Consider the following 12853-nt stretch of genomic DNA (forward strand, 5'->3'; position numbering starts at 1 on the left):
GCGGAGGCGTTAACGCGCCATCCGCCGGTCAAGCTGTCTTGCGGCCTTACTGGCCGGAAGGAATGTCGGAGCCGGGAACCGCTGGGGCCGCCGGAATGTCGGTGCCTGTTGCCGGGGTCTGCGCAGGCGTTGCCGCTCCGCCAAGCTGGTCAAGCACGCCGGAACCGGAACCATCGGTCTGAACCGGGATGCGGTCGAGAATGTCGGTGGGGCTCGAGCCGTAGCGGGCCAGCATGCCCAGCGCCAGCGATGTGACGAAGAAGGCCGCGGCCAGAATGCCGGTTGTGCGGGTCAGCGCGTTGGCAGCGCCGCGGGCCGACATCAGGCCGGAACCGCCGCCGATGCCGAGGCCTCCGCCTTCCGAGCGCTGAATCAGCACGATGCCGACAAGCGCCAGCACGATCATGAGATGAATGACAATCAAAACGGTTTGCATCGTGTTCTTTCCTGCCCATCAAGGGCGCAATCTTCTGAGCGTTTGGCGGCTCTTTACACGAGGCCAGCCAGCTTTCCAAGTCCCGTCTCGGCGGAACCACCGCTGTGGAGCGGTCAAATTCAGTATCCGGTCAGCCAATCAGGCTGCGGCAAGCCTTACAGATGGCGAGGAAGTCGACAGCTTTCAAGCTGGCGCCGCCAATCAAGGCACCATCGACATCGGCGATGGCGAGCAGCTCGGCAGCATTGCCGGGCTTGACCGAACCGCCATAGAGCAGCCGCATGGCCGCCCCCTCGCCCGCAAACCGGGTTTTCATTTCGGTGCGGATAAAGCCATGCGCCTCAGCGATATCGGCGACAGTCGGCGTCAGACCGGTGCCGATGGCCCAGACCGGCTCATAGGCAATGACCGTGTCGGCTGCGGTGGCACCATCGGGCACGGAGCCTGCGAGCTGGCTGCCAAGAACGTTGAGCGTGTCGCCGGATTTGCGCTGGCTTTCCGTCTCGCCGATGCAGATGATTCGCACCAGACCGGCTGACTTGGCGGCTTCGGCCTTGGCGCGTACCGTTTCGTTGCTTTCGCCATGCAGGATGCGGCGCTCGGAATGGCCGACCAGTACATAATCCGCCAGGCAATCGGCGATCATGTCGGCCGAAATGTCGCCGGTGAAGGCGCCGCTTTGTTCGGTGTGACAATCCTGGGCGCCGATGGCGAGCGAAGTCTCATCGGCAATCGCGGTGGCAACATAAAGCAATGTCGCGGGCGGGCAGATCAGCGCGTCGATCTGGTCAGAGATATCGGGGCCGAGACCGTCGGCAATCGCCTTGATCTGGTCCAGATTTTCACGGGTTCCGTTCATCTTCCAGTTGCCGGCCACAAGCGGGCGGATGTCAGGTGTCATCAAAAATCTCCGATCCGGTGTCTTGAAGCGGACTTAGCAGACCGGGGGTGATTTGCAAACGGCAGGGGTATGATGGGCAGTTGAGACGGCGTTGCGGGTATTGGCAATTCACGGTTGCCAATTGAAGGTATTGCATTCAACACTGACGCTCATGCCGTTCAATTTTTGGAAGGATGCCTGATGCGCGCCGACCCTGAATCTCCACGTCTGGCCGTCCTGATCGACGCCGATAATACATCGGCCAAGATAGCTGACGGCCTTTTCGAGGAAATATCGAAGATGGGAGAAGCCAGCGTGCGCCGCATTTACGGCGATTTCTCCCATACCCGCTCGAAAGGCTGGACAGAAATCCTCGCAAAACACGCAATCATTCCACAACAGCAATTCGCCTATACAACAGGCAAGAACGCCTCCGATATCACCTTGGTGATTGATGCCATGGACCTTCTGCACAGCGGCCGGTTCGATGGTTTCTGCCTGGTGTCATCCGATAGCGATTTTACCCGACTGGCGGCTCGCATCCGCGAACAGGGCGTGGATGTGTTCGGCTTTGGCGAACAAAAGACACCGGAGAGTTTCCGACAAGCCTGTCGCCGGTTTGTTTACACCGAAAACCTCTTGCCCTCCGCCGCAGCCAACGAGCCTGACGCAACAAAGCTCGCCAGCCCCTTGCAACCGCCGAGTGCCGCCACGCGAATTCTGAAAAAAGTCATCATGCAGATGGACAGCGAGGATGGCTGGGTACCACTCGGCGCAGTCGGCAGTCAGCTTGCCAATCTGTCTTCCGATTTTGATCCGCGCACCTATGGCTTCCGCAAATTGAGTGACCTGGTCCGGAAAACCAATGCTTTCGATCTTGATCATCCCGAGGGCGCCAGCATGCGCATCCGGATAAAGGGCACAAAAGCTGCCGCACGCAGCTAACTCAAGCATGAATTCAGAGGGTTACATCGGCCTTCGCTGCGTATGCGAAACATCGACACAACTGCGCCAGATCAACATCCCGTTTCGGCAGCAGCCCCGGCACGAGCCATAGTACGTCAAGTCGTACCCGGCGCGAAGACTATCGGCTGGGGGATATCGGCCTGAAAAAGGCCTGAGGTTCCATAAAATCCGGAAATGCTATAGATTTCTTGTAATTACCCACCCCTGAATTCGTGATTTCCGGTTCTTCTACCGGCCTATGCCAGGACGGATGCGATGACCTGGAAGGGGTTTGCGCCTTTGAGGCGTGCGGTATCGACTGTCGTGCGTATGTTCGCTTCGGCTTGGGCGGCCCACATGGCGCGATATCCGTTTGTCACCTTTCGCTGAATGACCCATGGACGGAGCTTTCGCTCAGATGTGTTGTTGGTGACATCGACTTCTCCGGGATAGTCGCAAAACGTCAGCAGCTGATCGCGGGCCCGCCCGATCTTGGCCTGGAGCTTTTGGGCCAGGTCGCATGAAGTCGGGGCGCATAGAAGCCCGGCAAGCTGTTTATCGAATTTGCGCTTCTTGCTTGCGACGGTAGACGCAGCGAATGTGCTTATGGCTCTGGCGAAATCAAACACACGGCCAAACCAAAGCTGGAAGCGAAGAGGGAGATCATCCTCGCCATGTTCCAGCGCAAAGGCTGTATCACGCGCCAAATGTGCAAGGCAGGTTTGATGTCGATGGCCGTGAGATTGCTGGGCTGAATACCGATCAGATATCCATACCTCGGGGACATGGCCGCCCATGGTCTCGTGAACGACCCGTGCTGCACGGGAGTAATCGGGCTGGTGGACAACGGCATCCTTGCAATGAAAAACCCAGTGTTGGGCATTTGTGCCCTCAATACGCACACCGGTTTCGTCGCTGGCGACAACGCGGGCGGCTCGAAGGCTGGCCTTGGCGGCCTGTGCTGTGGCCTGGAAGCTCGGACGGGAGCGGGCAAACATGTTCATGATCGCGCCCTCGCTCGCATGGAGGCCGAAGATATCCATGAACACACCGCTCAGGCGTTCGTAAGACAATGCATGGAAACTCTTGAGGTAGATCGCCAGCGCGTGAATGCCTGGCCCGAACGGCGTTGCGGTTGCCACGGCAGGTGCGGTGGCTTTTGTCGTCGTGCCGCATTGCGGGCAATGACAGGAAAAACGCCGATGCCGGGTGACATGAGGACGGATCGCAGGAATATCGATCTCGTCATAGGCCCCGGCCAGCACCATCGTATCATCACCGGAAAACGCATGGCCGCATCTCTTGCAGGCGGTCGGTTCATGATCGCGAAACATGTCGGCAAAATCCGCCAGCACCCTATTGTGGGGTTCATGCCCGGGCTTGGCTCCACCCGGTCGTGAGTTGACGCGTTTCTCTTTCTTGTCCGTAGAGGGCGGCTTGGAAGACGTCCGAGAATCCTTGGCAGGCCGTTGGAGCCGAAGCACCATCTCGATCAATTCGTCCTTGCTCAGCTGCTGCAAATCAGTCCGATCCATATCATCATGGATTCAGACATTGTGGTGCATGGCAAGGGGGTGGGTAATTACGATTTCTTTGTCAGTCTTGAAAAAGTACTGGTTGGCCGCTCGGGCCGTCCTGAATTGAAAAAGTGGATCAGGAACCCATCGCCATGCCCGTCAAAGAACGACCAGCCATTTTTCGCGCATTGGGCCGGCAGGATCCGCCACCAGACATACTCTGCAATGCGAAGACCTACAGTCTGCTCGAAGTATACAAACACGACAGCTGGGCTGCCACTGCGGCCTATGGTGCTGAAGACGGATCCAGGATTGTCTGCAAATTCAACCGCGCGTCACCGGTTTTGATACTGCCCATGGGATGGCTTGGCCGCATTCTTGCGCGGCGGGAAAACTGGTTCTACCGCAAGCTTGCCGATGTCGAAGGTGTACCGGAGATCGCAGAGGTCCGTGGAGCGGCAGGAGAATTGCTGCCGAATGTTTCGGCGCATGTGTTTGTCGAAGGCAAGCCGTTCCAGCACCCTGGTGAAGCCGACGATCAGTTTTTTGATCGGCTGACCACACTGGTTGCCGCGCTGCATCAACGCGACATTGCCTATGTCGATTTGCACAAGAAGGAAAACGTCATTGTCGATCTGCAAGGCCGCCCGCACCTTGTCGATTTCCAGGTGTCTTTTTCACTTGGCCGGAGGTGGCCCGCGAACGGGGCGATTGCGCGGTATCTGCTAGATGCCCTGACCTCGATAGACCGATACAACCTGAACAAACACATCATACGGGGCGAACATGGAAATGTATCGCCTGAAGAGTTGGCGCGACTGCTGCCGCCGCCAAGAATCCTGCGCTGGCATCGTCAAATCGCGGTGCCGTTAAGAACGCTGAGGCGCGCATTTCTTGTCAAAATCGGAATTCGGTCCGGAAAGGGGATGGCCACTTCGGAACTGAACCCCGAAATTGCGTTCAGAACCGATAAGCCGGAGACTGACTGACCGGATTCGGAAAACGGTCGTGATGTGAAAAATATATGGTTCGGCTGGTGTGAAGCGAGAAGCGGCGGGGGCCGGAGATGGCTGGTTGGGACATTCGCTGCACTGCACACTATGGTGACAAAGGGCGGGGAGCGGACTATCGCTGCAGTTGCGAGCCCGTTGGTGGTAGTTTCAAAAGCGGACCTACAAAAGGCAACGAATTCGACCCGAGGCCGCTTGCATGGCGCATATCCGGCGCAAGCATCGTCGATGCGCACAGGTCCCAGGGTTCGGCGATCGCCGAAGAAGCCATCAGGCGCATCGCTGCGCTCTACGGCATAGAGAAAGAAGGACGGGGCCAGTTGCCAGCAGATCGTGCCAGCATCCGACAGGAGAAAGCCAAACCGCTTCTCGACGGTTATGGGGATCTCGCGGTTTCTGCTGGCATGGGCCTAGGCTTTAAACACAATCACCAAGCATGATATTGTAGTAGGATGACACTGCACCAACAATACAAAGGCGTTCGGCCTCCAAACCGGCATCGGTCTTGGGGTATTGAGTTTTTGAGCAAAGATCCATTAGCTTTAAGTGTTTGCTCATGGCGTGGCGCATGCAGACCACTTGCGGGGTCGTGATTGCAAACGCGGTGGGGGCAAATAAGAGGCCAAGAGTTATTGTCACGGCGATAGTTGAAATAAATAAACGCATGGTTTTTTTCCTATACTTAATTGAAATCATTGGGAACTGGCTCGGACAAAACCAAAGGGTCATAAGACTTCGCTTTTGGAGAGAACACGGGCGCTACATAGATCTCGGCCAAAATATTGGCCACACAATCTACGGGCAAACCAAATTGGTGGTCCGAGAGCCCGAATTCGAAAAGCTCTTCATCGGTAAGCCCGTACGCGAAATCGCCTTCCCCCAGCCAGATCTTCAGGGTGCATGCTCTTTCGACGAACTCGGCTCTACTTTCCAGAGGGCCATGATACGAATCGGTTCCAGCCTCGACTCTGACCGCCGAAGCTATGAGAACGCAAACTGCGAAAGCTAGTTTTTTCATTCGGCTCTCCATTTCGACAATTGTATCCCGACTGGATTCATTGTCCGGGAGAGCAACAACCCTACACGGAAAGCAAGAACGGGCCAAACATTGCCCCAACCCGGGACCTGCCAGAATCGGTGCTGACACAGACACCCTTCCAAGGCGGCTTTGGGCCGATAACTTCAAAGATGAATTGGTAACTTTGGGCCGAATTGACGCTCGACAACTTAGCTCAGTTTGCGCGCAGATCGGAAAGGTAAATCCGCACCGCTTCCTGCACGTGCCGGAAGCGGTCGCCGCCCAGATGCTTGCCGCCAAACCATCGCGTCACCACGATGATATGGTCGCGCAATCCTTCTCGCTCCAGCATCCGCAAGATCACCATGCCCGCACCTGCCTCGCCATCATCGTTCTTCAATGGGGCATCGGCACGCAGCAGGGCCCATGTATTATGTGACGCCTTGGCGAATTTCTTCTTGCGGCAAAGCGCCTTGATAAAGGCTTTGGCCTCCGCCTCGGATGCGCAGGGTCCACCCGAGACTGCATATTTCGACCCGCGGTCACTTATGATGTTATCGAGAATACGCATCGCTCAGACTTAGAAGCCTCCAATGCCGGCGGCAAGGCGTCTGTGGCACATCAGTTGGTATCTTTGCATCTTCCCGCGAAGGGGCCGCCCAATGGCTCGTTCGGTCCAACTCGACCGTCGCTACGATTTTATCGCAATTACAGACCAACGGCAGAATGAGCGACAAACGGAACTGTTCTGCCGCTCGGGCGAACGGCGGCTTCGGGCCGATCGCTTTCCGGGACGTCGGTCCGCATGCTGCTTTCAAGCCACATGTTCAGCATGACTGTTGGACTCAGATATCTGCGTCCACGACTTCGGCGGAACTCCAGAATTCGACAGCCGCATTGAACTCTGCCGCGTAAAACGCTGAGGCCTCGGGTCCCGAAGGGTCGCCGTCGAAACGCCCAACGCACCGCGCGCAATCAAAAAAGCCCGGCGCGGGCAATCCACCCCGTGCCCTGCTGACTACGAGCGCTGCGATCAACGGGTGGGCGGCAGCGGCATCCTCCTCCATCAGGCATTCCAGTGCGACCGTGAGCTGGTGGATCGTGTTTGGCGGCGAAAGGTCCAACGCCCTGGCGAGAGCTTGATAGGTGATCGGAGTCGCCCGCCCGACAATTTGGCAGAGATGAGTCCGGATGCGTAGCGCCAACACATTGACTGTGCCCGTGGTGGTGCCAGCAGTAAAACCAACAGATCGCAATTATTTGTTCCAATTTGCACTAACTTGCGACGTCTCTTCAAAACAGTCAAATTCGGGAAGCGGACTAGCGTCAAGGCTCTCTGCAAACGTCTGTTTCGGCCCGGAAGCTGTGCGTAGTCGAATTCCCGTCGCCACCACCTCACCTATTCAGCACCCTCACTCTTCATTTCCCCGCAGCTTTGGTCTAAAGGGTCGGTGGAGAGGTTTGCGAGGTTGGCTTTTGGCTGGCGCGCGGCCGTAATGACAATGCTGCGGGAGCTTTGATGCTTGATATTTTGCGCAAGGGCGCCCAGGGCTGGGTTGCCAAATTTCTTCTGGTTCTTCTGGTCGCCTCGTTCGGCGTGTGGGGCATATCCGGTTCGATCCTGAATGCCGGTAGCGATGCGGTGATCACGGTGGGCGACACGGTGGTGAGCCCCAACGAGTTCCGGCTTGCCTATGATCGTCAGGTCGCAGTTGTCGGCCGACAGATCGGCCAGCGGCTGACCACCGAGCAGGCGCGCGCCTTTGGTGTCGAGAATCAGGTCTATTCGCAGCTGATCGCCGGCGCCCTGCTCGATGAACAGGCACGCAAGATGAATCTGGGACTGTCGGACGAGCGGCTGGCGTCACTGATTGCCGAAGACCCGGCGTTTCACGATTTCAACGGCCGCTTTGACCGCAACAATTTTCAAAGCGTGCTGCGTTCGGTCGGGATGAGCGAAGAAGACTATCTGAAGAACCGCAGCCAGGTGGCTGTCCGGACCCAGATCGTCGAAGCCATTTCCGACGGATTCAAGGCCCCCGATACCATGATCAAGGTTTTGGCGCAGTATGAGGCCGAAAGCCGCGACGTGAATTATCTGTTGCTGACCAAGGCCAATATCGACCCGATTGCCACACCGGACGATGCGGTGCTGAAAAGCTGGTTTGAAGACAACAAGGCCAAATATGCGGCGCCCGAATTCCGCAAGATCAATTATGTACGGCTGCTGAGCGAGGATATTTCCGACCCGGCGGCAATCACCGCCGAGGCGGCAAAGGCCGACTACGAAGCCCGCAAGGACCGTTATACCACGGCCGAAACCCGGACCATAGACCAGCTGGTGTTTGCCGACCGTGCGGCGGCCGATGCGGCGGCAGCGGAACTGGCGTCGGGCAAGAGCTTTGACGAACTGGTGACAGCCCAAAACCGCAGTGCTGCGGATGTGCGGATCGGATCGTTCAGCAAGGCCAGCCTTCCGGATCAATCAATGGCCGACGCGGTCTATGCCGTGACGGAAGCCGGTGGGACCACGCCGGTGATTGACGGCCAGTTTGGCCCGGTGATTCTGAGAGTTGCCGAAATCACCCCGGAAACGTCGAAGAGTTTTGCCGAGGTCGAAGCCGAAATCCGCCAGGAGCTTGCGCTGGCAGAAGCTTCACAGGTGCTGCTTGATGTGCACGATGCCTATGAAGACGCCCGCGCCGGCGGCATGACGCTTGCCGAAGCCGCCGCCCAGCAAAAGCTCACCCCGGTGACGATCGAGGCGGTTGACCGCAGCGGTCAGACTCCCGATGGCAAAGTGTTGAGCGATATCCCTGAATCCAATGCACTGCTGCAGGCAGCGTTCGAAGCCGGTATCGAGGTGGAAACACCGCCGCTCAACATCGGCTCCGACGGCTTCGTCTGGTTCGAAGTGGCCGACATCACCGAAGCCCGCGACCGGACACTCGATGAAGTGCGCGAGCAGGCAGTCGCCGACTGGACTGCGGAGAAAACCATCGAAGCCCTGGGCGTCAAGGCGACCGAGCTGAAGGAGCGCGTGGCCAAGGGCGCTGAGCTGTCCGCGATCGCAGAAGAGCTGTCCGTGGCGGTGGAGACCAAATACGGGCTCAACCGGCGCGGCGCTGATGCGGTGTTTGGCGATGCGGCTGTGGCCTCTGCCTTCTCCGGTCCGTCCGGTCTTGTCGAAGTGGCCAAGGATGCTTCGGGCGAAAACCAGATCCTGCTCAAGGTGACCTCGGTCAATGTTGCTGCGGCGACCACGGCCGGTTCGGTGTCGGATCAGCAACGGGCCCAGGTTTCGCAGCAGATGGCCGACGATATTCTCGACCAGATGGTGGCGCGGCTGCAGGCCGATTACGGCGTGTCGATCAACCGCGAATTGGCTGACCTGGCGCTGGCGTTTTAAGGATCTGACAGGTAACGGAGCCGATCACCATGGCTGATCTCAAGTCATTCATCGCCAAAGTGGCCAATGCCGAACCGCTGAACCGGGATGAGGCCCGCGCCGCCTTTGGCGTGATGATGTCGGGTGACGCCACACCGTCGCAAATCGGCGGCTTCCTGATGGCGCTCAGGGTGCGCGGCGAAAGCGTCGACGAGATTTATGGCGCCGTCAGCGTGATGCGCGACAAGATGCTGCCGGTCAAGGCGCCGGCAGACGCCATCGACATTGTCGGCACAGGCGGCGACGCGTCGGGCACCTACAATGTCTCGACCACAGCAGCGTTCATTGTCGCCGGCACGGGCGTCAAGGTTGCCAAACACGGCAACCGGGCGCTGTCGTCGAAGTCAGGCACGGCGGATGCACTGTCTGCGCTGGGGATCTCGCTGGAGCTTGATCCGAAAGGCATTGCTGCCTGCATCGATCAGGCCGGTGTCGGCTTCATGTTTGCACCGGCGCATCATTCGGCGATGCGCCATGTCGGCCCAAGCCGGGTCGAGCTTGGCACCCGCACGATTTTCAACCTTCTAGGACCGCTCTCCAATCCGGCCGGCGTCAAGAAGCAGTTGCTCGGGGTGTTCTCGCCCTACTGGCTCGACCCGTTGGCGCAGGTGTTGCGCGATCTCGGATCGGAGGCCGTCTGGGTGGTGCATGGCGACGGGCTCGACGAGATGACCACGACGGGTGTGACCCAGGTGGTGGCCCTGGAAAACGGCAAGATTCGCAATTTTGAAATGACGCCGGAAGACCTGGGCTTGGCACGGGTTTCGCTCGACCTGCTCAAGGGCGGTGATGGCGTGCACAATGCGGCGGCGCTGAAACGGCTGCTCGAGGGCGAAATCAGCGCCTACCGCGACATCTCTGTGCTCAACGCCGCCGGAGCGCTGGTGGTGGCGGGCAAGGCCGAGACGATGCCCGAAGCGATCAGCATGGCCGTCGCCTCCATCGACAGCGGCGCAGCGCTTGGAACTCTCGACAAGCTGATCAGCGTGTCGCATGCCCATGCGCCTGCGCCAAAGGCGGGATGAGGCGATGAGCGATATCCTGACCCGGATCGAAGCCTACAAGCGCGACGAGATTGCCGCCGCCAAGACGGCTAACCCGCTGGCTGAGCTCAAGGCGGGGGCGCGCGACATGGAAGCCCCACGCGGCTTTGTTGCAGCGCTTGAGGCCAAGCACCGTGCCGGCGGCTTTGCACTTATTGCCGAGATCAAGAAGGCCAGCCCATCCAAAGGCCTGATCCGTGCTGATTTCGATCCGCCGTCGCTGGCCAAGGCCTATGCGGCCGGAGGTGCAGCGTGTCTGTCAGTGCTGACCGACGCTCCGTCGTTTCAGGGCGCACCGGAGTTCTTGACGGCTGCCCGCGACGCCTGCGCCCTGCCCGCGCTGCGCAAGGATTTCATGTTCGACCCCTACCAGGTGCACGAGGCGCGTGCCTGGGGCGCCGACGCGATCCTGATCATCATGGCCTGCCTGAGCGATGACGACGCAAGGCGGCTCGAAGATGAAGCCCACGGGCTTGGCATGGCGGCGCTGATCGAGGTGCATGACGAGGCAGAGATGGAGCGGGCATTGAAGCTCGGCAGCCGGCTGATTGGCGTCAACAACCGCAATTTGCGCACTTTCGAGGTATCGCTGACGGTCTCCGAGCGGCTGGCGGCGATGGTGCCTGACGACCGCATTCTGGTGGGCGAAAGCGGCATCGGTTCGTTTGCCGACTGCGAACGGCTGTCCAGAAGCGGGATTTCGACATTTCTGGTCGGAGAAAGCCTGATGCGCCAGCAAGACGTTGCAGCGGCGACGACGGCCTTGCTCACCGGCAGCACCACGGAAGCGGCACACTGAGATGGCGGATGATAGCGGTCCACGGCTGACACATCTGGCGGAAGACGGATCGGCGACCATGGTCGATGTCGGCGACAAGGCCGACACGGTGCGGGTTGCCGAGGCCGAGGGCTTTGTGCGGATGAAGCCCGAGACGCTGGCGCTTATTCTTGCCGGCGACATGAAAAAGGGTGACGTCATCGGGGCGGCCAGAATTGCCGGGATCATGGCGGCCAAGCAGACCGCCAACCTCATTCCGCTGTGCCATCCGCTGGCGTTGACCAAGGTGAGCGTCGACATAAAGGCCGATGAGGCCCTGCCCGGCTTGCGGGTTCAGGCGCTGGCCAAGCTCACCGGCAAGACCGGTGTCGAGATGGAAGCGCTGACCGCCGTGTCGGTGACCTGCCTGACGATATATGACATGGCCAAGGCGGTTGACCGGGGCATGGAGATCGGCAGCATCCGGGTGCTGGCCAAATCCGGCGGCAAATCCGGCGACTGGACTGCGCAGACGAAGGGATAGTTCCAATGGCATTGATGCCGGTTGACGAAGCGCTCGCTCGGATACTCGAGACTGCGGCGCCTGCAAGCGAACCGGAGATGCTGCCGCTGGCAGAGGCATCCGGGCGGGTGCTTGCCCGTGACCTCAAGGCGTTGCGGACCCACCCTCCCTTCGCTGCCTCCGCCATGGACGGTTATGCAGTGCGGGCCAGCGAGGCGAGCGCCGGAGCCATTCTGACGTTGCAGGGCGAATCTGCTGCCGGTCATGGATTTGACGGCGCATTGGCCCCGGGATCTGTGATTCGCATCTTTACCGGCGCGCCGGTGCCCGAAGGCCCGGACGCCATCGTCATTCAGGAACATGCCGAAAGGCTCGAGGACGGATCCGTCCGGATCAACGAGGCGCCGGTCGCGGGCCGTTTCATCCGCGATGCAGGCAATGATTTCGAGACCGGCAAGATCGGCCTTGCAGCCGGACGGCTGCTCGATGCCGGCGCCATCACCTTTGCCGCAGCGATGAACCACGCATCGTTGCCTGTGACGCGCAAACCCCGGGTCGCCATTCTCGCCACCGGTGACGAATTGCGCCTGCCCGGCCAGGCGCTCGGCCCGGATCAGATCATCGCATCCAACACCTTTGGCGTCGCAGCCCTGGCGCGTGAGGCCGGGGCTGACATCATTGATCTGGGCATTGCGGCTGACCGCATGGAGGCGCTTGATTCGGCAATTGATTCGGCACTGGCGCAGGGCGCGGACGTGCTGGTGACCATTGGCGGTGCTTCGGTGGGCGATCATGACCTGGTACAAAAGGCGCTGACCGGGCGCGGCATGGCACTGGATTTCTGGCGTATCGCCATGCGCCCCGGCAAGCCGCTGATGTCGGGCAATCTCGGCCCTATGCGGGTGCTGGGCTTGCCTGGCAATCCGGCCTCAAGCCTGGTGTGCGCGCATCTGTTTCTCGAGCCGCTGGTGACCAGGCTTGGCGGCCGTCCGGATCCGGACCGGATGAAAAAAGCCATACTGACCAAGGACATGCCGGAGAATGACCAGCGTCAGGACTATATCCGAAGTGACCTTGCCACCGGACCGAATGGACAATTGACCGCAACTCCGGCGGCTCACCAGGATTCATCGCTGATCAAGGTGTTCGCAGACGCACGCTGCCTGATTATAAGGCCGCCTTTCGCATTACCTGCAAAAGCCGGTTCTACTTGCGACGTGCTCGTTTTGCGCCCCTGATGTTCTTTCATTGTTTCTTTAGCCCTTGCGGAACACAT

At 59.5% G+C, this 12853-nt stretch carries 15 protein-coding genes; 8 read left to right on the forward strand and 7 right to left on the reverse strand.

All coding sequences use genetic code 11. From position 1 onward, the window contains the following. Positions 1-46: 46 nt before the first annotated feature. Both secG and tpiA read right to left on the reverse strand, forming a co-directional pair. Positions 47-436 (reverse strand): preprotein translocase subunit SecG, encoded by a 390-nt coding sequence (secG, locus tag IMCC20628_RS10350; protein WP_047030148.1) that lies wholly within the window; start codon positions 434-436, stop codon positions 47-49. 130 nt (positions 437-566) lie between these two features. Next, positions 567-1337, reverse strand: coding sequence for a triose-phosphate isomerase (gene tpiA, locus IMCC20628_RS10355; protein ID WP_047030149.1), 771 nt, complete (start codon positions 1335-1337; stop codon positions 567-569). Between the two features lie 180 nt (positions 1338-1517). On the opposite strand from tpiA, the gene IMCC20628_RS10360 reads away from it, so the two are divergent. Continuing rightward, positions 1518-2261 carry an NYN domain-containing protein gene (locus IMCC20628_RS10360; protein ID WP_047032456.1) on the forward strand — a complete coding sequence of 248 codons (744 nt, stop codon included), beginning with the start codon at positions 1518-1520 and terminating at the stop codon, positions 2259-2261. 257 nt (positions 2262-2518) lie between these two features. On the opposite strand, the gene IMCC20628_RS10365 is transcribed toward IMCC20628_RS10360, so the two are convergent. Further along, positions 2519-3796: an IS66 family transposase gene (locus IMCC20628_RS10365; protein WP_047029005.1), complete on the reverse strand. Its 1278-nt coding sequence runs from the start codon at positions 3794-3796 to the stop codon at positions 2519-2521. 134 nt (positions 3797-3930) lie between these two features. Here IMCC20628_RS10365 and IMCC20628_RS10370 point away from each other — a divergent pair, with 134 nt between their 5' ends. Together IMCC20628_RS10370 and IMCC20628_RS25420 are read left to right on the forward strand one after the other, a co-directional pair. Then, positions 3931-4767 carry a hypothetical protein gene (locus IMCC20628_RS10370; RefSeq protein ID WP_156174470.1) on the forward strand — a complete coding sequence of 279 codons (837 nt, stop codon included), beginning with the start codon at positions 3931-3933 and terminating at the stop codon, positions 4765-4767. Between the two features lie 77 nt (positions 4768-4844). After that, entirely contained in the window at positions 4845-5228 is a 384-nt protein-coding gene (locus IMCC20628_RS25420) for a transposase (protein ID WP_047030151.1), read from the forward strand. Here the strand turns inward: IMCC20628_RS25420 and IMCC20628_RS25090 are convergent. The 4 genes from IMCC20628_RS25090 to IMCC20628_RS25425 form a co-directional block, all read right to left on the reverse strand. Then, positions 5206-5454, reverse strand: coding sequence for a hypothetical protein (locus IMCC20628_RS25090; protein WP_156174471.1), 249 nt, complete (start codon positions 5452-5454; stop codon positions 5206-5208). The two genes, IMCC20628_RS25420 and IMCC20628_RS25090, sit on opposite strands and share 23 nt — an antisense overlap. 16 nt (positions 5455-5470) lie before the next feature. After that, complete coding sequence (locus IMCC20628_RS25095; protein WP_156174472.1) at positions 5471-5806, reverse strand: hypothetical protein; 336 nt, start codon at positions 5804-5806, stop codon at positions 5471-5473. A gap of 214 nt (positions 5807-6020) precedes the next feature. Further along, positions 6021-6377, reverse strand: a complete 357-nt coding sequence (locus IMCC20628_RS10385; RefSeq protein WP_047030153.1) for a YigZ family protein — start codon at positions 6375-6377, stop codon at positions 6021-6023. A gap of 274 nt (positions 6378-6651) precedes the next feature. Next, the gene (locus tag IMCC20628_RS25425; RefSeq protein ID WP_197078434.1) at positions 6652-6873 is read right to left on the reverse strand and encodes a hypothetical protein; all 222 of its coding nucleotides are present in this window, start codon (positions 6871-6873) and stop codon (positions 6652-6654) included. A 452-nt stretch (positions 6874-7325) separates the two neighbouring features. Here IMCC20628_RS25425 and IMCC20628_RS10395 point away from each other — a divergent pair, with 452 nt between their 5' ends. Genes IMCC20628_RS10395 through glp form a run of 5 tightly spaced genes read left to right on the forward strand, consistent with a single transcriptional unit; the run spans position 7326 to position 12815 of the window. After that, the gene (locus tag IMCC20628_RS10395) at positions 7326-9215 is read left to right on the forward strand and encodes a peptidylprolyl isomerase (RefSeq protein WP_047030154.1); all 1890 of its coding nucleotides are present in this window, start codon (positions 7326-7328) and stop codon (positions 9213-9215) included. A gap of 29 nt (positions 9216-9244) precedes the next feature. After that, a complete protein-coding gene (gene trpD / locus IMCC20628_RS10400) occupies positions 9245-10279 on the forward strand; it encodes an anthranilate phosphoribosyltransferase (protein ID WP_047030155.1) in 1035 nt (344 codons plus the stop codon). 4 nt (positions 10280-10283) lie between these two features. Beyond that, positions 10284-11096 (forward strand): indole-3-glycerol phosphate synthase TrpC, encoded by an 813-nt coding sequence (gene trpC / locus IMCC20628_RS10405; protein ID WP_047030156.1) that lies wholly within the window; start codon positions 10284-10286, stop codon positions 11094-11096. A 1-nt stretch (position 11097) separates the two neighbouring features. Beyond that, a complete protein-coding gene (gene moaC, locus IMCC20628_RS10410) occupies positions 11098-11598 on the forward strand; it encodes a cyclic pyranopterin monophosphate synthase MoaC (RefSeq protein WP_047030157.1) in 501 nt (166 codons plus the stop codon). Between the two features lie 5 nt (positions 11599-11603). Next, positions 11604-12815: a gephyrin-like molybdotransferase Glp gene (gene glp, locus IMCC20628_RS10415; RefSeq protein WP_047030158.1), complete on the forward strand. Its 1212-nt coding sequence runs from the start codon at positions 11604-11606 to the stop codon at positions 12813-12815. Positions 12816-12853: the final 38 nt, after the last annotated feature.

Source organism: Hoeflea sp. IMCC20628 (assembly GCF_001011155.1).
Taxonomy (GTDB): domain Bacteria; phylum Pseudomonadota; class Alphaproteobacteria; order Rhizobiales; family Rhizobiaceae; genus Hoeflea.